At 40.2% G+C, this 24160-nt stretch carries 11 protein-coding genes; 4 read left to right on the top strand and 7 right to left on the bottom strand.

Annotated features, from left to right (window positions below; translation table 11 throughout):
- Positions 1-72 precede the first annotated feature (72 nt).
- Both GNE10_RS05420 and nifH read right to left on the bottom strand, forming a co-directional pair.
- Positions 73-465 carry a hypothetical protein gene (locus tag GNE10_RS05420; RefSeq protein WP_185563997.1) on the bottom strand — a complete coding sequence of 131 codons (393 nt, stop codon included), beginning with the start codon at positions 463-465 and terminating at the stop codon, positions 73-75.
- Positions 466-546: 81 nt separating this feature from the next.
- Complete coding sequence (gene nifH, locus GNE10_RS05415) at positions 547-1371, bottom strand: nitrogenase iron protein (RefSeq protein WP_185563996.1); 825 nt, start codon at positions 1369-1371, stop codon at positions 547-549.
- Positions 1372-2309: 938 nt separating this feature from the next.
- Here nifH and vnfD point away from each other — a divergent pair.
- The 4 genes from vnfD to GNE10_RS05390 all read left to right on the top strand — a co-directional run bounded on the left by vnfD (position 2310) and on the right by GNE10_RS05390 (position 9840).
- The gene (vnfD, locus tag GNE10_RS05410) at positions 2310-4391 is read left to right on the top strand and encodes a nitrogenase vanadium-iron protein, alpha chain (protein ID WP_311774788.1); all 2082 of its coding nucleotides are present in this window, start codon (positions 2310-2312) and stop codon (positions 4389-4391) included.
- Positions 4392-5264: 873 nt separating this feature from the next.
- Positions 5265-6650 carry a V-containing nitrogenase subunit beta gene (vnfK, locus tag GNE10_RS05400; RefSeq protein ID WP_185563995.1) on the top strand — a complete coding sequence of 462 codons (1386 nt, stop codon included), beginning with the start codon at positions 5265-5267 and terminating at the stop codon, positions 6648-6650.
- A 119-nt stretch (positions 6651-6769) separates the two neighbouring features.
- Positions 6770-8299 (top strand): nitrogenase component 1, encoded by a 1530-nt coding sequence (locus GNE10_RS05395; RefSeq protein WP_185563994.1) that lies wholly within the window; start codon positions 6770-6772, stop codon positions 8297-8299.
- Between the two features lie 155 nt (positions 8300-8454).
- Positions 8455-9840: a nitrogenase component 1 gene (locus GNE10_RS05390; RefSeq protein ID WP_260446807.1), complete on the top strand. Its 1386-nt coding sequence runs from the start codon at positions 8455-8457 to the stop codon at positions 9838-9840.
- A gap of 175 nt (positions 9841-10015) precedes the next feature.
- Here GNE10_RS05390 and GNE10_RS05385 read toward each other — a convergent pair whose 3' ends face one another.
- The 5 genes from GNE10_RS05385 to GNE10_RS05365 all read right to left on the bottom strand — a co-directional run bounded on the left by GNE10_RS05385 (position 10016) and on the right by GNE10_RS05365 (position 23973).
- Positions 10016-14197, bottom strand: a complete 4182-nt coding sequence (locus GNE10_RS05385; RefSeq protein ID WP_185563993.1) for a non-ribosomal peptide synthetase — start codon at positions 14195-14197, stop codon at positions 10016-10018.
- Positions 14198-14691: 494 nt separating this feature from the next.
- A complete protein-coding gene (locus tag GNE10_RS05380) occupies positions 14692-22026 on the bottom strand; it encodes a non-ribosomal peptide synthetase (protein ID WP_185563992.1) in 7335 nt (2444 codons plus the stop codon).
- Positions 22023-22313 carry an acyl carrier protein gene (locus tag GNE10_RS05375; protein ID WP_185563991.1) on the bottom strand — a complete coding sequence of 97 codons (291 nt, stop codon included), beginning with the start codon at positions 22311-22313 and terminating at the stop codon, positions 22023-22025. Before GNE10_RS05375 ends, GNE10_RS05380 begins: the two co-directional genes overlap by 4 nt.
- A gap of 70 nt (positions 22314-22383) precedes the next feature.
- On the bottom strand, positions 22384-22941 hold the full coding sequence (locus GNE10_RS05370) for an FcoT family thioesterase (protein ID WP_185563990.1): 558 nt from the start codon (positions 22939-22941) through the stop codon (positions 22384-22386).
- 153 nt (positions 22942-23094) lie between these two features.
- Complete coding sequence (locus tag GNE10_RS05365; protein WP_185563989.1) at positions 23095-23973, bottom strand: TauD/TfdA family dioxygenase; 879 nt, start codon at positions 23971-23973, stop codon at positions 23095-23097.
- Between the last annotated feature and the right edge of the window lie 187 nt (positions 23974-24160).

Below are 24160 nucleotides of genomic sequence, written 5' to 3'. Positions count from 1 at the left end.
CTCCCCACACTCCCCACACTCCCCACACTCCCCACACCTTTCTTCGCTCCCCCATTTGGAAGTTTCTAAAACTTACCGTTCATCTGAGTGCGGTAAGTCGCGATCTAAATGCGAATTACCTTTTTTAGTTGGTACAGCCACCCACTGGAGTTCTAACCAGAGAATGGGGTTTTTTTCCTTTAATGTTGAGGCGGGGTCGCGAATGATGCGCGTAGCATTCATACAAACCGCGTCTGAGACTCCCAAATCTTGGGCAACGCCTCTGAAAATGTCTTTATGTGCATTGACCGAGGCAAACAGCAGATTTGGATAATATACAACAAAATGTTGAATCAGTTTTGGAGGGCAGCCCCAATAGGAGTTTACAAGTTCGACGTGGCAACACTGGAGCAGCTGGCCAAGTTTGGGACAGCGTTTCTTGACTACAGCGATAAATTTTTGGACTAATACTTCTTCAGTCAGCATAATCAGTTCTACTCCTTCAACCAGGTAGAAAAAATTTGAAATTTGATATGGTTGAGAACGCAGATTTCTGAGATAATCGTCTTAATCGAACAACCCAAACTTCACTAGCAGTTCTTCAAGGCGATCGCTAGATATAGATTTGGGAATCACAAAATCTGTGTTCTGGTCAATTGCTGTGGCTAAATTGCGATAGTGCTGCGCCTGTTCGCACTCTGGAGCATACTCAATTACCGTCTTGCGGTAGAATTCTGCTCGTTGCACCATGTTATCTCTGGGTATAGAGTAAATCATTTGAGTGCCTAGTTTCTCTGCCAAAGCCTCAACCAAATCGTTTTCTTCATCGACTTTGCGAGAGTTGCAAATTAATCCTCCCAAACGTATGTCGCCTACAGCAGCGTACTTTTGTAGACTTCGGCAAATGTTATTAGCAGTATACATTGCCATAATTTCCCCAGAAGTGACAATGTAAATTTCTTGAGCTTTGCGTTCGCGAATGGGCATGACAAATCCACCGCATACCACATCACCCAAACCATCATAAAATGCATAATCAAGTCCAACTGCACCATCATAAGCACCAAGTTGTTCCAGCAAACCAATTGAAGTCAAAATGCCTCGACCTGTACATCCCACACCAGGTTCAGGGCCGCCGGATTCCACACAAAGCGTCTTTCCCCATCCCTCTAAGCGGAAGTCTTCTAAATTCACATCATCTTCTTCTTTACGCAGCGTATCAAGTACAATTTTCTGATGTAATCCCCCCAACAAAAGCCGCGTAGAATCTGCTTTTGAATCACACCCTACAACCATCACCTTACGACCAATCTCACTCAGTCCAGCCACTACATTTTGAGTTGTTGTGGACTTACCAACTCCCCCTCTTCCATAAATAGCAATCTTCCGCATAAATAAAAACCTCGATAATAAGCGCAGATATGTAGATTCAGCTTCAAAATTATGGCGGAATCAAACATTAAAAAGAAGAATTCAGAAGTCAGAAGTCAGAATTCAGAATTCAGAATTCAGAAGTCAGAAGTCAGAATTCTGAATCAATTAGTGGCAGATTTATAGCAATCCTATTTGAGTGTGTTTAAAATATAAGTCGTGGCTAACAGTCAACAATCAATAATCAACAGTCAACAGTCAACAATCAACAGTCAACTATTATTTCCCCTTAAATAAAGATATATAAAAAAATCAGTCCAGCCTACTATATGGCAACAGCTTCGCCAAACGAAAAACCGATTTTTCGCGGTTTTGCTCCACTTCGATTAACGTTATGCCGTCACCAATAAATGATGAGGCTGGTCTGATGCTCGCTTCAAAGGTAGCTAATGAGTTTTTGTACTCTTATTAGTTCCCTATAAATCAAGAATATCATACATCTGGCCAATTTACTTGCGCTAAAAAATTATTTTACAAACAGTATTCGTGGTTACAATTAGCGTTCATTAAGAAGCCTCAAAGCTAATAATTACGTTATTTTTTTGTTTTAATTTGACAAAATATAATTTATTTTCCCACCCAAATATCCATAAGCAAGTCAGACAATCAATGATTTAACATCCTATATTTAGTTAGAATGGTCTGTATATTTCCAGTAATAAATATCTAATTTATCTAAAAAAATAAATACTTCAAAAACTAGACAGAACTGTCTATTTATAAATAGCTTTATCTATAATTTTGCAATATTTATTTTTATTATTGTTATTAGATTTACTATTATTAATTAAAGAGCTTGATAGGATTTTGAAATCAAGGAACTCAAAGAATTTTTCTTCCAAGAATACTAACCCTCGAAGAATTATTCTCTTACTGAGCAACGCAAGGAGCAATCAGCTATGCCAATGAAGTTGTTGAAGTGCGACGAGACGATTCCCGAACGTCAAAAGCACATATATATTAAAGAGAAAGGAGAAGATACAACCCAGTTTCTCCCCAGTGCCAATGTCGAAACTATTCCCGGCTCATTATCTGAGCGCGGATGCAGCTATTGTGGCGCTAAATTAGTAATTGGTGGCGTTCTCAAAGATACTATCCAGTTGATACACGGCCCTGTAGGTTGTTCTTACGATACCTGGCATACCAAACGCTATCCCAGTGACAACGGCAACTTCCAACTCAAGTATGCCTGGTCATCGGATATGAAGGAACAGCATATTGTTTTCGGTGGTGAGAAATTACTCAAAAAAGCCATCAAAGAAGCGTTTGCAGAATTTCCTGACATTAAGCGGATGATGGTGTACACCACCTGCTCTACAGCTTTGATTGGTGATGATATCAAACCTGTAGTCAAAGAAGTGGAACAAGAACTCGGTGATGTAGACATCTTCACTGTAGAATGTCCAGGTTTTGCTGGGGTGAGCCAATCTAAAGGACACCACGTTTTCAACATTGGTTGGGTAACTGAGAAGGTCGGAACCTTTGAGCCAGAAATTACCAGTCCATATACGATTAATGTGATTGGGGATTACAACATTCAAGGAGATACTTTTGTCCTTGAAAAGTATATGGAAAAAATGGGCATCCAAATTATTGCCCATTTTACCGGCAATGGTACTTATGACTCATTGCGTGGGATGCATAGAGCGCAGTTGAATGTGACTAACTGTGCGCGGTCTGCGGGATATATTGCCAATGAGTTGAAGAAGAGATATGGCATTCCCCGGATTGACGTTGATACTTGGGGTTTTGATTATTGTAAAGAAGGGTTGCGGAAAATCGGCGCTTTCTTTGGCATTGAAGAAAGAGCAGAAGCGGTGATTGCTGAAGAAGTAGCTAAATATGAATCTAAGTTGGCTTGGTATAAGGAGCGATTGACTGGTAAAAAAGTCTGTATCTGGACAGGAGGCCCGAGATTGTGGCACTGGACAAAAGCTCTGGAAGACGATTTAGGCATGAAAGTTGTGGCGATGTCCTCTAAGTTTGGTCACCAAGAGGACTTTGAAAAGGTAATTGCCAGAGGTGACGAAGGAACCATCTATATTGATGACGGCAATGAACTTGAGTTCTTTGAAGTGCTAGAGATGGTCAACCCCGATCTGGTTTTGACTGGGCCACGGGTAGGTGCGTTAGTTAAGAAGTTGCACTTGCCTTATGTCAACGGTCATGGCTACCACAATGGCCCTTACATGGGTTTTGAGGGTGCGGTGAATATGGCACGTGATATGTACAATGCCATTTATTCTCCTTTGATGCGACTGGCTAAGAATGATATCCGCGAAGATGTTAGTGCTGTTAATGGTAACGGCAATGGCAAGAAAAGTATCTCTGCCGATGCCACCTCATTAATTCAGCAACCAGCTAGTAAAGCTACCTCACCAGTTCAACAGTCAGCGCCAGCTAAGGAAACTGCTGCAAAAGTTCAACAGCCAGCGCCAGCTAAGGAAACTGCTGCAAAAGTTCAACAGCCAGCGCCAGCTAAGGAAACTGCTGTAAAAGTTCCACAGCCAGCGCCAGCTAAGGAAACTGCTGCAAAAGTTCAACCGCCAGCACCAGCTAAAGAAACCACTGCACAAGTTCCACAACCAGCGAAAGAGGCCACTCTACCAGTTCCACAGCCAGCCAAGGAAATCGCATCATACATTCAAGAGCGGACTGAGGAAGTCACTTCATTAATACAACAACGGTGTTTGTGGCAATTTCATTCGCGATCGTGGGATCGGGAAGAAAATATCAATGGCGTTCTCGGTCTGACTGCTAAAATCTTGACTGGGGAACAGGTGGTTCTAGAAACCCTAATCGATCGCGCTTTTTATGCAGATGCGAAACTGCTTGTGATTGACCTAGAAAAGAAATTCCAATGGTTGAGCAAGATGGATAACGTGCAAAAGAAAGCAGTATTGGAGTCTGTTAAACACAAGTTGATCGATATCGCAATCACCAAGTCTTTAAATGGTGAATTGCACCATTCGATTTATTAAAGGAATTGCAGGGGTAATTTAACCCTGCAATTGGGCAGTTGTTCTTGGGGAGCCACTCCTGGGTTGTACTCCTTCTGTACCAAATTACGCCTAGTAGTCTGTCCCATTAGTTCTGAGAGATAAATAAGTTTGTAGTTAGGACTTTAGTCCTTGATTTTTAAGCACTGAAGTGCTTACTACAAACTCATCAAAATTAATGACATAGACCACTAATAGTCTGTTTTATTAATTCTGCGGGGTAAACTCAATCTTATTTCTCTCTTTCTCTGCGTTCTCTGCGCCTCTGCGGTAGCCTGCGGCAAGCCGCTACGCGTCTACGTTACTTAACCCATCAAAACTTTTGGGATAGACCACTAACTTGCTTTCTTATAGAGCTATGGTGAACCTCCAAAATAGCAAGTGGCGTGGAAATCCCCAAACTAGAATGCCCCACTAAACCAACAGCGTTGCTCAATTAAAGTAGGAATTAAAGTTTTCTCGTCCTGTTAGTTGTGCAAAAAGTTCCTACAAAATACAAAGCGATGTGTATGACGGGCTAAGCTTGTGCCAAACGCATTTGTCAAAGCTCAGGTAGTGTTCTTACAGCATCTGACTACAGCAATTTTCAGGTAAATAAACCACGTTGTAGGGCGAAGGTTGTTCGCCCCTAGCAGGGATTGTGGTTCAAATAGATGAAAAACGCTGTAAATGCGAAATTCAATTCCATGTTCTTCTGTCATAGATGCTAGAACTTGCTACTGAAATAAGTGCGTTAGCGAACCCTGGCCGTAGACATCGCTGCACTTTCTGATGCTGAAAATGATAATTCATGTCTTCATTGAGCAACGCTAAACAAAATCGCGCAATTTTTTTTACCACATAGGAGCTAGTAGAATGTCTGTAATCGTCAAACAGAAAGAACGCAGTGGCATAATCAACCCCATTTTTACTTGTCAGCCTGCTGGTGCGGAGTATGCGACCATCGGCGTCAAAGATTGCATTCCCCTAGTGCATGGAGGACAAGGATGCAGTATGTTTGTTCGTCTTTTGTTTGCCCAGCATTTGAAGGAAAATTTTGACATTGCTTCTTCTTCTCTGCATGAAAATAGTGCTGTCCTTGGGGGTATGCCACGGATTGAGGAAGGGGTAAAAACTCTAGTAGCGCGGTATCCGGATTTACGGATTATTCCGATCATTACGACTTGTTCGACTGAGACGATTGGCGACGACATCGAAGGAACCATTAACAAGCTCAACCGCCAGTTAAAGAAAGAATACCCCGATCGCGAAGTTATGCTTGTTGCTGTGCATACTCCCAGTTACAAAGGCAGCCAAGTCACTGGCTATAATGTCGGCGTACATGCACTGGTTTCTACCCTGGCCAAAAAAGGCGAACCAACTGGCAAGTTGAACATCATTACTGGTTGGCTGAACCCTGGAGATGTGACAGAAATCAAGCGCATCTTACAAGAGATGGATGTTCCAGGCAATATCTTACTGGATACCGAAACTTTCGATGCGCCCACCATGCCTGATAAAACCAGTTTTGCCTTTGGTAATACCACCATCGAAGACATCGCTGATTCTGCTAACGCACTGGGAACCATTGCTTTATGCAAATATGAAGGCGGCAGTGCAGCGGAATTTTTGAATGAGAAGTTTAAAGTTCCCGCAGTTGTTGGTACAACACCAATTGGTATTAAAAATACCGATATTTTGCTGCAAAATATCAGCAAAATTACTGGTAAACCAATACCAGAATCTTTAGTTAAAGAACGCGGGAAAGCTATCGATGCGCTTGCCGACCTCGCTCACATGTTCTTCGCTAACAAGAAGGTAGCCATTTACGGAGATCCCGATTTAGTAATTGGTCTAGCAGAGTTTTGCTTGGAAGTTGAGTTAGAGCCAGTACTACTATTGTTAGGGGATGATAATAGAGCCTGCACCAAAGATCCTAGACTTACTGCACTGGAAAATAACTCACCCACTGACATTGAAGTTATTTGGAATGCAGACCTCTGGGAACTAGAACGCCGGATTAAAGATAAATCCCTCCAAATCGACTTGATTTTGGGTCATTCCAAGGGTCGCTACATTGCCATTGATAACAATATTCCAATGGTTCGGGTAGGTTTCCCCAGCTTTGACCGCGCAGGTTTGTGGAAATACCCCGTGATTGGCTACAAAGGAGCAGAATGGCTAGCGGACAACATTGCTAATGCGTTGTTTGCAGATATGGAGTACAAACGCGATCGCGAGTGGATCTTAAACGTTTGGTAGAGTTTTAAACGCAAAGGAACGCAGAGTAAAACGCGAAGGTTCGCAGAGCTTTGCGTTCCTCTGCGCTAACCTCAGCGTACCTTTGCGTTTAAAAAAAGTAAAACTTTGGAGAACTAATCATGACTGCAAGCATAGACCAAAATATCGTATTTTACGGAAATTTGAGCGAACTTTACCAAATGGCAAAAGAGGGTAAAATTAAGACCAGTTTACAAGGTAGTCATACTCGCCCCTGTAAATTTTGGACTGCAACGAAGATTTTAAGTGGCATTAAAGATGCGATCGTCATTTCTCACGGGCCGAGTGGCTGTGCTTATGGAGTTAAGCGGGCATACAAATTGACCAATAGCCGCAATAGTGGTTCCCCTTATGAACCTGTGGTCACTACGAACATGAGTGAGAAAGCGGTGATTTTTGGCGGCGAAAAAGAATTACGAGGTGCAATTCGAGAAGTTGATGAAAAATATCATCCAGATGCGATCGTTGTTGCTACTAGTTGTGCGTCTGGTATTATTGGCGACTGTGTTGATGATGTAGTGAATAAAGCCCGCAGCGAAATCGACGCTGAGATTATGACCATACATTGTGAAGGATTTGCCGGCGAATATCGCAGCGGATTTGATATCGTATTTCGGCAAATTGTAGACTTTATGGAACCGCCCACTCCAGAACGCCAAGCACAATTAGCTGATTCTGTCAATATTGTGGGTGCAAAGATGGGGCCCGAAAGGACTGAAGTCGAAACTGATGTCAAGGAACTGATACGACTCATCGAAGGAATGGGGGCGCGTGTCCACAGCGTTATTGCTGGTGACTGCACATTAGAAGAACTCAAGCAAGCGCCGAGTGCAGCAGTCAACTGTACCTTATGTTTGGATCTTGGCTATACCATCGGCAAAGCGATGTACGATAAATTCGGTACTCCGTTAAACTCTACAATCCTTCCTTACGGTATTAGTGCTACAGAAAAATGGCTCCAAGGGGCGGCAAAATATTTAGGGATGGAAGAACAGGCGGCTGCATTGATGGAAAGGGAATATGCCGCAATTAAAACGGAATTTGAAGAAGCTAAGAAATATATAGAAGGTAAGTTAGCAATTATCGAGGGACATGATGCTATCAAGTGCTTGTCCATTGCCCACATGTTGGAACGTGATTTTGGGATGCGTGCGGTAATTTATAACTTCCATCCCTGGAGTACAGAAGCACGAGAAACCAGTGTAGATTATTTGTTGGAAACAGGATTAGATCCAGAAATCCTAATTACCAAAGGAACGCTGGCTTTTGGTAAGTACGAGTCTATGAAACAAACGGAAGATGAATTACTGGATTTTATTGGTGGGTTAGACCAGGAATCTGTAGTGTATTTTGGTTCTTCGTTGAGTTTTCCCCATATTCCTGTAGTGGATTTAAACGCCATTTTGAATCGTCCTAGATTCGGTTATCGCGGAGCTTTAAAAGTAGCAAAGTGTATTAAAACAGCACTGCAATATGGCTTTAGACCCCGCAGTTCCTTAACCAAGCAAATGGTATTTCCTAAAAATTCTGGGTTAGCATCTGCTCAATCATTGACTGGAAAATTAGCCCAAGACCTGCCTGATTGTACTGTATATGCACAGAAGAAGCGGGGAAAATGTTTTAACGAGTGAATGAGGACGCGGGGATAGGGAGACGCGGGGACGCGGGGAAAATCTATTCAACAATTACAACCTAACTAATAGCAGAATTTTTAGTTGTTGTAGCCTAACCCATTGCGAATTGCTAATTGTTATTAGTGTCATTGTTTTCAGGAGGAATGAGTCAAATGTTTACGATATCTAATCCCTTGGAGATGCAGGAGAGGAAAATGTCTGCTGGACTAAATTTTGATAATTGCGACCATAGTAAAGACCCAATTGTTGGGTGTGCGCTGGAAGGTATTGCAACTACGGTTGCTGGGATTAAAGATGTGAGTATTGTGATTCATTCTCCACAAGGTTGTGCGTCTACTGTGGCGGCTGGTTATGATGCTCATGAGGTTGATTTCACCAAGCGGAAAATAGGTTGTACCCGTCTTTTTGAGTCAGACATTGTAATGGGAGCAACTGAAAAACTCAAAGACATGATTAAAGAGGCGGATAAATCTTTTAATGCTAAGGTGATGTTTGTCGTTGGTACTTGCGCGGCGGATATTATCGGTGAAGACATCGAAGGATTGTGCAACCAGCTTCAGCCACAGATTAAAGCTAAACTCGTTCCTTTACTTGCCGGTGGGTTTCGGGGTAATGCTTATGATGGCTTGGATATGGGTTTGCAGGCTTTACTTCCTTTTATCAAAAAAAGGCAGACTAAGAGAAGGGGTAGAAAGCCGAGGATTGTAAATATCATTGCACCCCAGGCTAATTTGAATCCTACTTGGTGGGCTGATTTGCAATGGGTGACTCAAATTTTAAAGTCTTTGAGAATTAGAGTACAGACGGTTTTCTCGCATAACACTTCCTTTGAAGAAGTGGAACAAGCTGGTGAAGCAACGGCTAATATTCTTTTGAGCCATGACATTGGGTATAAGTTTGCTCGCAAAATGGAGCAGACTCATAATATTCCCCTTATCCTTGAGGATATACCTTTACCAATAGGTGTTAACAACACTACACGGTGGTTAAAGGCATTGGCGGCGCATTTCAAGATAGAAGAAAGAGTCGAGCCGCTAATTAAACAAGGCGAAGAGATGGTAGTAGATACACTCCGCCGACGGGCATTGATGATTATTCCTCGGTATCGTAATTGTAGAATTGCTGTGTCTGCGGATGGGACGCTTGGTATTGGACTTGTCAGAATGCTCTTTGAAGAATTAGAGATGATTCCGGAAGTGTTATTATTCCGCTCCGCGATGCCTGATTCTCGTGCAATTCTAGAGCGAGAACTACATAGTCTTGGACTTGCTCCCCGCGTGGCATTTTCCGCAGATGGCTATCAAATTAAAGAGGCTTTAAAAGAGATTGATGTAGATGCCGTTATTGGCTCGGCATGGGAAAAATATATGGCAGAGGAATTGGGAATCAAAATTGCTTTTGATGTATTTAGTCCCACTAACCGAGAAACCTATATTGACAAGCCATATTTTGGTTATGAGGGAATGATTAACATGATGGAGGTGATTGCTAACGATTGGGATAGAGCTTTTCGTTCAAAAGAAATTCATTGGACATAAAGATGTTGCGAGCATCCCAAATTTGGAAATTGAAGGGAATTCCGGAAAATAAATTATTCTAGTTAAAGGGTTGACTGATGAGTGGTGAGTGGTGAGTGATGAGTTATTATTCTCCCCTACCACTCTGCCCCATCTCTCTTGTCTTTCTTACCTCGTTATCTATTTACAGTAAAAATTACATTTTAGATTGTAAATCCTGGGTTAGTGTTGTTACATAGGGTGGTTGCATGATGGTAAAATGGTTGCTATCTAAGATTTGGCTGTGAGTTGTGTTGGTGGTATATTGACTCCAGTCGGTGCGGGGTAATTGAGGTGTAAGTTGTTGTGCAGCCCACCAGATGGAGATTTGAGCTTGAATTTGGGGTGGTTGGTGATTTTTTAACAGTTTTTGGTGGACTTCGGTTAATTCTAATTGTTTTTGCAATATTTCTATTGATACTTCTGATATTTCTGTTGAAAGTAAATTTTGTGATTTTCCCCAATTAATGATTAATTGCAGACGTTCAATAGCAGTTAAACTTATAAGTTGTTCTCGTAGTTGTTGCTGTTGAAAATCATCTAGGCTCATCAAAGCATCAACAAAAGTACCACCAAACACTAATGCTAATTCATATAAAGGATCGGGTGTCAAAGTTGGTGTATTATCTGAAAATAAGAACGCGTCTACAAGTCCCAGAAAATCAACTTGACATCCTTGCTGTTCTAATTCTTTAGTAACATTAACAGCAATGACTCCACCCATAGACCAACCTATAAGATGATAAGCACCATCAGGTTGATGTTGGCGAATGATTTTGGCGTATTCTACAGCCATATTTTCAATGCTATGATGCTCATCCAGTGAGTTGTTGAGAGCGCGGGACTGGAGAGCGTATACAGGTTGATTGGTTCCTAAACAGGTGGCAAGATGTTGATACACCATGACTTGTCCTCCTGTGGGATGAATACAAAATAATGGTGGTTTAGTTCCCTGTGGTTGGATGGGGACTAAAGATATAGGTGTTGAGGAAGCATGATGATTTTGGATGAGGAAATTTCCTAATTCGGCTACCGTTGGATAGTAAAACAGTGTGCTGAGAGGTATATTTGTGTGAAATTTTTGGTTGATTTGGGAAATTAATTGTAGTGCTAAGAATGAGTGTCCGCCTAATGCAAAAAAGTTGTCATAAATGCTGAGTTGCGTAATTTTAAATAATTCCTTCCAAGTGGTAATTAATAGTTGTTCTACCTTGTTACGAGGCGGGGTAAAAGTTTGTGGTACTTCTGGTTGCGTCGGTTCAGGAATAGGTAGCACCTGACGATTTATTTTACCATTTGCTGTGAGTGGGAAAGATGCTAACAACACGAAAGTAGAGGGAATCATGTATGCTGGTAATTTGGTTTGCAGAAAAGAACGTATTGCTTGGGTGGTGATGTTTGACTCTGGTTGATGAACAATGTAAGCTACTAATTGTTGTGTTTCTTTGAGAGTCGTCACAACAACTTCTTTAACGGTGGGATGTTGTTGTAATGTGGCTTCAATTTCACCGAGTTCAATACGATAACCGTTGATTTTAACTTGAAAATCTTCTCTGCCTAAAAACTCTATATTTCCATCGGGTAAATAGCGTCCTAAGTCGCCTGTTTTATATAATTTTTCTTGGGTAACTGGATGAGTAATAAAGCTAGCGTTTGTTTTTTCTTCGTCTTTCCAGTAACCTTTGGCTAATCCCATACCGCCAATATATAATTCTCCTGTCACCCAAACAGGACATTTATTTAAAGATGTATTTAACACATAAATATATTGATTTTTAAGTGGTTTACCGTAGGGAATACTTTTCCAGTCGGGGTGAACTTGGGTAATTGGATAATAAATTGACCAAATGGCGGCTTCTGTTGCTCCTCCTAAACTAATGATTTCGGCTTGTGGAGATAATGTTTGGATTTGTGTTGGTAAATTTAAGGGTATCCAATCACCACTCAATAAAACTAATCTCAGAGTATTAAATGTAACTTCAAAATGATTTAAATTATACTCAATTAACATCTGCATGAAAGCCGGAACTGAGTTCCAAATTGTGATTTGATGTTTGGTAATTAATTCACTCCAATGAGATGGATCTTTACTGTTTGTAGCGTCAGGAATGACTATGGTTCCCCCTGCTGCTAAAGTGCCGAAGATGTCGTAAACTGAGAGGTCGAAGCTAAAAGCAGAAATAGCTAAGATGCGATCGCCTGAATCGATGCCAAAGCGTTCGTTAATATCTAAAATCGTGTTGACTGCACTTTCATGGGTAATCATCACACCTTTGGGTGTTCCTGTAGAACCAGAGGTGTAGATGATATAAGCTAAGTCTGTGGGTTTGGGGATTTGGTGGAATAGCTGTCGAGATGGTGAAGTTTGTAATGAATCTATACACAAAATGGGGATGTTCTGTGGATATTCCAGACTATGAACAAGGCAAGTTTCAGTTAGTATCAGTTTGACTTGTGCCTGTTGTAAGCAGTACCATATACGTTCCTTGGGTAATCCTGGATCGATGGGGACATAGATACCACCAGCAGCAAGGATAGCCAAAGCAGCAACAACCTGTTTCCAGCCTTTTTCCATAATGATAGCGATTGCCTCCGGCACAGCGCTCCGCGCTATCGCCACCTGAGAACGATCGCCTAATTGTTGTGCTAATTCAGTGACGGTATCCCTTAACTCTTGATAGGTGAAAATGCGATCGCTACTAATGATAGCTTGTTGTTGTGGACGTTGAGATACTTGTGCAAAAAATAAAGTGTGGAGTAAAGCTGTTTGCGGGATTGGTGGATGAAGATGAATTGGGATTGATGGTAATAATTCTATGGGTTCTGTCCACAATTCATTTTCCTGGGCTAAACGCTCCAGCAAATTGTAGTAAACTGTAAACATTTCATCCAACATCCCCATAGGGAAAAGTGCTTCTATTGCATCCCAATTAAAAATTAAGCTTCCATTATGTTCTGCTACTTGATGTTCTAAGGAAACTTGCGGGGTTTGGCTAATACCATACACCACCTCTCCTAAAAAGTTATATTCTAAATCTCTCTGAGAAAAATTATCTAAACCTAAGACACTACTAAATACTATAGGCATAGCTGCGGTCAATTCTGTTTGCTTTTGAGCAAGCAATTTCCGCAATACTTCTACTCCACTAATATAAATATAATCTAAATCTTGGAGTAATTGTTGCTGGATTTTTAGAGCTAGATTTGTAAATGTATTTGGTGATGAATTGTCTATTGCTAAAAGATTTGTATTAGTAAAATCGCCAATAATTTGATTTATTTGAGGATGCAGTGGTAGACGTTCTAGGACTGTTAAGTTGAGGGTAAAGGAAGAATTTTTACTCCACAAAGTTAAAACTTCTGCAAAAGCGGTTAGCAAGATGATAGAAGGAGTTAAACCGGCTTTTTGACCGCGCTGTTTTAATTTTTGCCATATATGGGGTTCTAGTTTTCCAGCATAGCGTTTGAATGTATACTCTTTTAATTCACTAGGAAAACAAGCTAGGGGGAGTTCCGGTGCTGGTGGGAGAGTATCTAAACGATTGAACCAATAATTTTGCGATCGCTTGACTAATTCTGAGTCTTGGAGAGCATTTTTCGCAATGACGTAATCTCGAAATGATAATTCTAATGGTGGTAATGATAATTGAGAATTTTGATAAAGTTGATGCCATTCGTGAAATAAAATCCGAATACTTGCAGCATCTATCAGCAATAAATCCATGCTCAGATGCAGTCTAATTTTTTGTTGATTTAAATAAGTGGCTCGAATATCAAACCAAGGCCATTGGTGTGAAGGTAGGTTTTGTTGAGATAATTTTTTGCGGATTGCTATTAATTCAACTTCGATTTTTGTGGGTTCCCATTCTCGCAAGTCTAAGATGGTAATTTGATAATCGGGAACTTTTTCTAAAATTTGTTGTTCTCCTGTGGGTAATACTATCGCCTTGAGCATATCATGGCGTTGAATGAGTTTTTGCCAAGCTGTTGTCAGGCGCGATATGTCTAAATTCTGAGTTTCAAATTCTATGTAAACATGATTGCTGACATGGCTTAATTCAAATACTTGATTGCGTCCTAACCAATGCGCTTGTTGGATGTCGGTGAGGGGAAATGGTTGGTGAAGTTGTTGAGGATTTGGTTTGATAATTGGTAAGGAGGTTGTTTTGATGTTGTTGAGGTTTAGGAGTTTAATAATTTCTGGTTTATGTTCTTTGAGGGAATCGCGTAGTTCTGGTGTTAATGTTCCTTTTGGTGCTTCGATATTTAATAGGTCATTTTCTAACCAGAGCTTGATTCCTCGTTTTTCGAGTTCGATTAAAAGTTGGTTTTTGTTCATAATGTTTTTCTTCATTTTTGATTAACGAACACCGATGACACCGATAATAATATTCACTTGCTGATGCAAAAACCCTTTTGAATTCTCTTAACTTTGCGTTCTTCTCTGACGAGACGCTGCGCGGATGCGTTCTTTGCGGTTCGTTCAAAAATTGACTTTGACCAAGAGTTTGAGCCTGAACTGAACCGTGTTAGGTTTATAGCATTTCACAGTTACGTGAGGTAGAGATAATATTTTGAAACGCAAAGGAAAGCGCAGAGGTACGCAGAGATTTTTACCTCAGCAGACTAGGAAATGTTATAAACGAACCGCAAAGTACGCAAAGGACACAAAGAGAAGAAAGAAAGGCTTAACTGAACTGTATTGCGCTATAAACATCAATACACACAAATAAGTAGATCGACATTGAAAAACGTAAAATAGAGTCTTGGGAATTACTTCACTTCACTGCGTTCCGGTCGTAATGACATTTGACGTTAAACTACTTAATACATTCAAATTTGGATGATTTCTTTATCGTCGTCTTGTTCTGTGGATAGGGGTTTTTGTGTGATTTTTGCGATAATTAATTGTTCGTCGATGGCTAATGCTAGTTGTTGAATGTTTGTGGTTTCGATTAATAGTTGACGCATGGGAATGTTGATTTGGAGTTGATTTTGTAAGTGATTTTTCAACTGCACGAGTTTGAGTGAGTCTATTCCTAATTCAAAGAAGTTTTGCTGTATTCCTACTGTTTCGATTTGCAGGAGTTTTTGGATGAATTCGGCGATTGTTTTTTCGGTTTCGGTTTGCGGAGGTACTAAGGTTGCTGATTTGGCTGTTGCGAGATTGGGGGTTGGTAAGGCTTTTTTATCTATTTTTCCGTTGGGGGTTAGGGGTAAGGTGTCAATGAAAATATATTCAGCAGGTATCATGTATTGGGGAAGTTTCTGCTGTAGATATTCTCGAAGTTGGGTAGAGTTTGATTTGGTAGTTTTAAGTATTGACCATTGCTGAGAATCTGTTAGATCTATTTTGCCACCAACAAAGTTATAAAGGAGAATTTCATTGGTTTCTAGTTGAAATAAGTCTTGTATTTGGGGAAATTCTAAATAGCCAAGGGGACAAAGACCAATTTCTTGGGTTGGTGCGCTGTTCATGAGTAGTTGTCCGATGTGTCCTGCTTCTAAAAGACAGAAGTCTCTAGCGAGTTCTCCATACATCGGTGCGATCGCACTTAGTTTCCCAATCAAATATATCGCAAAAGCGGATTGTTGAAAAAGTACTTGATTCTCACGGTAAATGCTGCTATCTATTTCGTTGGTGTTGTGGAGTAAGATTAAGTTGTGGTGGCTGGGATGATAATAATATATCCCGCCGGTAAGGGTTTCGATGGAGTTGGGTTTGATGAATAAGTAAGTTTGTACGGGATAAAGGCTTCCAGCAGAAGGATAGCGATATTTGGGGAGGGGATAATCACCAAATTGCATTTGCTGGAGACAGTTGAGAAATTTACTAAATTGTTCTAAGGATATTTTTTGGCTGAGAAATTGTCTGTAACTTTGGCGTTGGAGATAAGCTGTTGGCTCAAGTTCAGATTTGGGTAAGTGAATAGTAGTTGGTGATGATTCTAATTTGCGGATTCCTGGTTGTTGGAGTTTAAATTCGATGCGTTCTCCAACGTCGGTTAATACTCCTGGTTGTTGAGTTGGTTGGTAAGCTTCTGCTAAATTAGGAGTTGGTGTATCGCTAATAATATAAGCAACTAATTGTGATGTTTGTTCTACTGTGGTAACTACTGCTTCTTTAACAGTGGGATGCTGTTTTAATATGGCTTCGATTTCACCGAGTTCAATTCTATAACCGTTGATTTTGACTTGAAAATCTTCTCTTCCTAAAAATTCTATATTTCCGTCGGGTAAATAACGTCCCAAGTCGCCTGTTTTATACAATTTTTCTTTGGTAACTGGATGAGTAATAAAGCTGGCGTTTGTTTTTTGTTCGTCTTTCCAGTAACCTTTTGCTAAACCGACTCCGCCAATATATAGTTGTCCCGTCACCCAAACAGGAGTTTGCTGCAAATTGTGATTTAATACATATACTTTTTGATTATCGAGTGGTTTGCCGTAGGGAATACTTTTCCAGGTAGAATCAACTTGAGTAATTGGATAGTAAATTGACCAAATGGAAGCTTCTGTTGCTCCTCCTAAACTCACGACTTGGATATTTGTCCACAATTTTTGAATTTGATTTGGTAAATTCAGAGGTAGCCAATCTCCACTCAACAAAGCTAAACGCAAAGATGATGGTTGTTGTGGTTGGTTAGCAAGATATTCTACCAACATTTGCATCAAAGCAGGAACTGAATTCCACAGGGTAATTTGCTGAGATCCGATTAACTCTAACCAGTGTGCGGGATCTTTGATTTTATCTGCTGAGGGAATAACTATGGTTCCTCCCGCCGCTAACATACCGAAGATGTCGTAAACTGAAAGGTCGAAGTTTAATGCGGATAAAGCTAAAATGCGATCGCTCGATCTAACCCCAAAACGTCGATTAATATCCAAAATGGTATTTACCGCACCCCGATGATTAATCATTACGCCTTTGGGTAAACCCGTGGAACCGGAAGTGTAGATAATATAAGCTAAATCATCGGGATTTTGGACTAGTTTGATATCTTTCTCATCTTGTGTGAATTGACTTTCCACACATACTTGTTCAACACCTGATGGCAAAGATAGGTGAAGATGAGGTTGAGTGACAATTAATTTAACTTGTCCTTGGGTGAGTAAATACCATTGTCGTTCTGCTGGTAATTCGGAATCGATGGGAAGATAAGGCGCACCGGCGATTAAAATTCCTAGTACAGCGACAACTTGCTCCCAACCTTTTTCCATGATAATAGCGATTGCCTCTGGCACAGCGCTCCGCGCTATCGCATTGTCGCTACTTGCTCCCAATTCTCGCAGTTGAGATGCTAATTGTACAGCGCGTTGGTATAATTCCCGGTAAGTTAAGGTACGCTCTGGAGTAATAACTGCTGGAAAATCAGCTTGAATTTGCACTTGCTTGATAAACAAACTGTGCAAAGTTTCCTCACAAATGTCTGCGGTGGGATAATTTGCAATTGTGGGTTGTCTTAATTCTCCCTGAATTTCGCTCCAAATTGTATCTGAGGTAATTAATCGTTGAAGCAAATCGCAGTAAGCAGCAAACATTTGATCTAGCAAACCTGGGGGGAAAAGTTCTTCCACCGCATCCCAATTAAATATTAAAGTTCCGTTTTGCTCTCTGATTTGATTATCTAACCAAACTTGAGGGGTTTGACTGATACTGTAAACAATCTCCCCTAACTGACTTAATATTGATGTATCCTGACCGAGTGATTCTAAACCTAGAGTACTAGTAAATACCACCGGCATAAATTGGTAACTTTGACGTTGACGGCTAAGTTCTCGCTGTACTTGCAAACCACTGATATAACCGTTATCTAAATCTTGCCACAGTTGTTGTTGTAATTGTTGAGCGTGGTTGCTAAAACTTTGAGGAATTGAGTAATCAACTTCTAAAAGTGTCAAAGATGTGAAGTCTCCCACAATTTCATTGACTTGGGGATGTAAAGGTAAACGCTTAAATAATGTGAGATTAATGGTAAACTTGGGATTTCTGCTCCATTGACTGAGGATTTCTGCAAAAGCAGTTAACAAAACTCCCGAAGGAGTTAAGTTAAATTGTTGTGCGCGATGTTGTAATTTGCGCCATTGTTCTGGAGAAAGTTGGGAACTGCGACGTTGAAACCGAGGATTAGTAACTCCATTGGGATTTTTTGCTAATGGTAATTCTGGTGCTGGTGGTAAGCTATCTAATCGGTTAAACCAATATTCTTGAGAACGTTGATATTGGGGTGTATTTTTTAAAGTTGCTTCCCCCAGCACATAATCGCGGAAGGAAAGTTGTAAGGATGGTAAGACAAATTCAGAATTATTATATAGATGTAACCACTCCCGCATCAGCAAAAACACACTCCAAGCATCAGCAATCAACGCATCAAAACTGAGGTGGAGTCTGGTACGCTGTTCATCTATAGGTGTAGCTCGAATTCTAAATAAAGGCCATTGTTCCGCAGGTAAAACTTCATGGGACATTTGCTCACGCATCACCTCTAAATCTTGCAAATCTAAAACTTCGATTTCATAAGCCGGTACTGTTGAGAGAATTTGCTGTTGACCATCTGGTAAAATAACAGCACGCAGCATATCATGACGCAAAATAAGTTGTTGCCAAGCTAGATTTAATCTTGTTAAATCTAGGCGATCGCAATCTAATTCTAAATAACCATGAGCAGCAATATTCCCTAATTCAAAAGCTTCATTGCGTCCTAACCAATAAGCTTGTTGAATGTCGGTGAGGGGAAAAGGTTGATATAACTGTTGTGGATTGGGGACAATTGTTGGTAAATTAACTGAAGATTCTGTCTTTGTCGAAGATGTCGCTGCTGCACTCAATCCAGCCACCGTGGGAGATGCTAACAAAGAACGTAGCGGTAACTCAATATTTAAGGTTTGTTGTAATCGCGCAATTACTTGAGTCGCCAGTAGGGAATGTCCCCCCAATTCAAAAAAGTTATCGTGAATGCCTACTTGTGTGAGTTTCAAAACAGCAGCGATAATATTAGCGATCGCTTCTTCCGTTGGTGTGCGCGGTGGAACAAAATCTATTTCCCGATGCTGTTCCATATCTGGAATTGGTAAAGCACGCCGATCTACTTTACCATTGGGGGTTAAAGGTAAAGTTTCCAAAATGGCGATCGCACTGGGAATCATATAATCAGGTAACTTCTGTTTGAGAAAGTTACGCAATTCACTAGTTGTTAATGATTGTTGTCCAGAAACAATATATGCAACTATAGATTTATTTTCGGTTTGCAGTTCTTGAAGCATCACCACTGCTGCTTGTACTTGCGGATGACTACTCAAAACAGCTTCAATTTCCCCTAGTTCAATTCTAAAACCCCGAATCTTCACTTGATCGTCAATTCGACCGAGTAATTCAATATTACCATCAGGAAGATAGCGCGCTAAATCTCCGGTTTTGTACAAAATAAAGTTGTGGGGAGAATAGGAGATAAATTTCTCTTTAGTTAAATCAGGACGATTTAAATAACCTTGAGCTAAACCAGCACCACCAATATATAATTCACCCGCAACCCCAATGGGAACTAATTGTAAATATCGATCTAAAATATAAACTTGTGTGTTCGCAAATGGACGACCAATAGGAACCAACCCACTTCCTAATTTCCCCATCCCCAATTCAAAATATGTGCTATCAATACAAGCTTCCGTTACCCCATAGGAATTAATTAAACGTGTCTGTTCGCCACAAAAACGCTGAAATTCTTGATATTCTTGCACATACAAACTATCGGAACCGACTACCAACAATTTCATAAAGTGGAGATTTTGCTGAGTTCTTTGCAAATACTCCACCAAGTTTCTCAACACAGGTGGAACAAACTCCGCGCTATCAATTCTCTCCACAAGCATTAGTTTATACAATTTATCCGGTTCCAACAGCCACTCACGGGGACATAAAACCAACTTAGCACCACTACAAAGAGCGCGAATTACATCCCCTGAAAACACATCAAAAGCAAAACTCGCCATTTGCAAATGACTAGTCAGAGACTGGAGTTCATAAGCTTTTTCCCAAGCATAAAACGCACTGACTAAACTACGATGAGCGATGGCCACTCCTTTAGATTTACCTGTAGAACCAGATGTGTAAATCACGTATGCTAAATTTTTAGCAGTAGTATTAATGACTAAATTTTCTTCACTTTCCTGGGAAATATCTTGCCAATCTCGATCTAAACAAACTACAGTTAAATCCTCTATTGGTAAACTTGCTACTAATTTTTGTTGCGTCAGCAATATCGATACTTGGGAATCACCCAGCATAAAATTCAAGCGTTCTTGGGGATACGCAGGATCTAAAGGTAGATAAGCTCCTCCTGCTTTGAGAACGCCCAATAATGCAACAATCATTTCTAGGGAACGTTCCACACAAATTCCCACCAGTTTATTTTCACCTATACCCAAAGAACGCAGGTAGCGTGCTAGTTGGTTCGCTTTGTTGTTTAATTGTTGATACGTTAATTGTAGAGACGTTTCATGAAACGTCTCTACATTTGGAAATACCACAGCAACCGCGTTTGGTTGCTGCTTCACACAGTTCTCAAACAACTGATGAATAACTCTATCTTGGGGATACTCGACTTGATTGTTGTTCCACTTCCACAACAAATGATTTGCTTCAGCTTCCGTTAGCAGAGGTAAGGAAGCAATTTGTTGTTGTGGATTAGCAATAATTCCTGTGAGTAAAGTTTGAAAATGACTCGCTATCCTGCTAATTGTCGTGGCATCAAATAAATCTGTGTTGTATCTTAAAATACCAATTAATGATTCAGTCGTCTCCATCATATCGAACACTAAATCATTCTGTCCTTCCTGCTGGGGAATCACAAAAGGTTCGAGAGTTAACCCGCCCCAATCTTCTCGAATTTGAGTTTTATCAGATACAGATAATTCATAATCTTGAGCAATTTCACTGAGTTTCAACAAATTAAAAGAAACGCGAAACAGACCAGGAAGACTCGGATCGCGGTTGAGTTGCAATCGCTCAATTAGTAAAGTAGAGGGATAATCTTGATGAGCGATCGCATCTAATACAGTTTGGCGTACTTGAGTTAAAAGCTGAGAAAATGTCGGATTACCAGCCAAATTCACCCGCAAAGCCAGCATATTCACGAAAAAACCCACAGTTTCGGCAAATTGCGGCTGACTTCTCCCCTCAATAGGCGCACCCACAATAATATCTTCCTGACCTGACAAGCGGTAAAGCAACACTTGAAAGGCTGTTAACAAAGTCATGTAAAGGGTTGCGCCTTGAGCTTTCGCCATTTCTCGTAGCTGAAAAGTCAACTCTTGATTTATTTCAAAAGTATGGGAAGCTCCCCGATAGCTTTGAATTGGTGGTCGCGGTCGGTCTGTGGGTAATTTTAATACAGGTAACTCACCCGCTAATTGTTCGCGCCAGTAATTCCATAATTCATCCCCCACAGAACTTGCTAGAATATTTCTCTGCCACTGTACAAAGTCTTGATATTGGTATTTAATAGCAGGTAACGATATAACTCTACCTATATTTTCCGCTTCATAGAGCGATCGCAACTCATCAAAAATAATTCCCAAGGAAAAACCATCAATCACAATGTGATGTATGGTTAGCAATATGACATAATTTTCTTCAGAACAAGTAAATAAATTTACCCGCAATAAATTACCTTTTTCCAAATCAAAGGGACGCTGATATGCTGCTATGACTTGGCTTACCAACTCATCTTCATTTTTAGCTGAAGCATCAATATTTTCAAAATCAACTTCTTGGTATTCATGAACCTCTTGAAAAGGTTCGCCATCCTTTTGTGCAAATGTTGTGCGGAGAGTTGGATGACGATTTACTAACTGTTGAAACGCTCGTTGTAAAGCCGGAATATTTAAATGAGAGCAGATACGAGCCGTAAAAGCCACATTATAAGCTGCACTTGTGGGTGCAAGTTTATACAAAAACCATAACCCTTGCTGACCATAAGTCAGAGGATAGGATTTAGAAGTACGAAACCCTTGGCGCAGCAAATCGATAATTTCTGTTTTATGCTGCTTAATTTGATTTAAAACAGTGGAAGTTAATCCTTCTTTGCGACCGCGATAACGCAGTTTATCATCTTCAACCCACAATTCTATATTCTGTTGCGAGAGTTGTGTGAGAAACTCAACTAAATTCATAATTCTCCTTCCAACCACTCATCATCATCTATTGTTGATTCAGCATTTGCACTCAATTCATCGACTAATATTGCCAAACTTGCAACATTAGTATCCTCTAAAAACTTTACTGCTGGAACATCTACTTCCAACTCTTTTCTAAACTTATTTCTCAGTTTGACAGCAATTAATGAATCCAAACCCAAATAATTTAAAGACATTTCCACATCCAAATCAGATGTCTCTATCCCAATTACCTGAGCTATTTCCTCTTGAATATAAGTTGTAAAAAATGCAATTTTAGACATACTATGCCAGCAAATAAACTCCCTCTTTTCCTCTTCTTCTCTGCGCCTCCGCGCCTCCGCGTGAAAAAATCTACCCCGCAGAATTCACAATCACCAACTTCACACTCCCACTGCAATTACCACCTTTATCATCCCAATAACGACATTTAGTAACTATATACATCATCCCCGACCTACTGCGAATATTAGTAAACTCGATTTCACCCCAAAACTGAGAAGACCGCATAGCACGGCGAAAAGAACTTTCAAAATTTACAATATAAATATCTGGTAACTGTTTATTCCAATAATCTGCCATAGTCCACGACTGAAATGATGTCATCAGTCTTTCTTTCACGGATTTAGCTATGACATAATACATCATTTGGTTATAGCAAATATTGAACTCCACCGAATTAAAATGACCAGTGTCATCGATATAACATGATTCTGAAATCGAAAACTCACATCGTCCGATTACACGTCCCCCATGCTGAGGATCACCCTCTTTAATCACTTCAGCAGATTTCAGATATTGACAATTAGCTTTATAAGGTTTGAGGACTTTTGTTAGTAAGATATCATCATTATTGAGGTGGATACTATTTTGTTTGATGCTTTGTTGACTAGAATCTGGAAATTTTAACATGGTATTTTGGTGGTGATTGAGGATGTGGATTTAAATCACGCAGAGTCGCAGAGTCGCAGAGAGTTAGAGGTGAGAAGAAAGAGTTAAGAACCACAAAGGACGCAAAGAGCGCAAAGAAATGAGAGTTTAAGAGAGTTTTTGCGTAAGTTATAACTATATTTGATAAAATGGATAGCTATCGTGTACGGTTAATCGAAATGTGACGGCTGGTTCGGAATTTGCAGCATAGTGAGCGCAATGAACTAGAGAGCGATTATCCCAAATCCGCACATCTCCTAATTCAAATTCATGATGTTCGATGAATGGATATTGAAAAGTTGTGTCTAACTGACCGGAATGAGTTAACAATTTTTGGAGAATATTTATATCTCGCGGTTTTCCCTCTAAATCATCTATGCGATAGGTAAACCCTTCGGTAACGTAGAGGATAGTTTCTCCTGTAATAGGATGAATAAAGGTTGTTGGATGCTTTACAGGAGGAGTGACTCGTTCAATCTCATCCAATATTTCCGAAATCGGACGATAAACATCTTGAGGACGAATTTTAAAAAAACGTCTGACACTGTGATAACAACTCGACTGATTGGCGATCGCTTTCAGATCATCTGGTAAACTTTGGTATACTTTAGACATATTAATAAAGTAAGTACCACGCTCCTTACTAGGAATGATTTGAGGATATACCATTGAAAATGCAAATGGTCTTAGCATAAACGCATAATCAGCGTGCCAAAATTTACCAGTCTTAGGAACTCCAACTTGCTGACCATTTTCAGCAACATTGGAGGAAACAAAAATCTCTTCCCTTTCGGGATGGTGATACATTGGTTGATAGTATTTTTCTACCTCCCCAAGACGATACCCAAAATCACAATATTCATCAGGTGATAAATCTTGCTCCTTGATTACCACAATTTTGTATTCATATATCAGTTGTTTCACATCCTCAATATCTTCATCTGAAGCAGTTTTATGATTAAAGTCATAAACAACAACTCCCATTCGCTGATTGTCTTGATATTGAACTTTCATAGTTTTCTCACTCGCTACAAGTAGGTCGGCGTCAACATTTATTATCTTCTTTACTTTTTCCTCTTTCTTTGCGTACTTTGCGTACTTTGCGGTTTGTTTCTTAAAACCCTCATAACTAATGCGATGAACCACCAGGTAAATTTCCTGTTCCCTATTCCCCGTCTTCACGATAAAGTTAATCAATAAA

It is taken from the genome of Nostoc sp. 2RC (assembly GCF_014222165.1).
GTDB classification, from domain to species: domain Bacteria; phylum Cyanobacteriota; class Cyanobacteriia; order Cyanobacteriales; family Nostocaceae; genus Nostoc; species Nostoc linckia.
The sequence above is the reverse complement of the archived record's forward strand: the minus strand, read 5'-3'. Positions and strand labels throughout refer to the sequence as shown.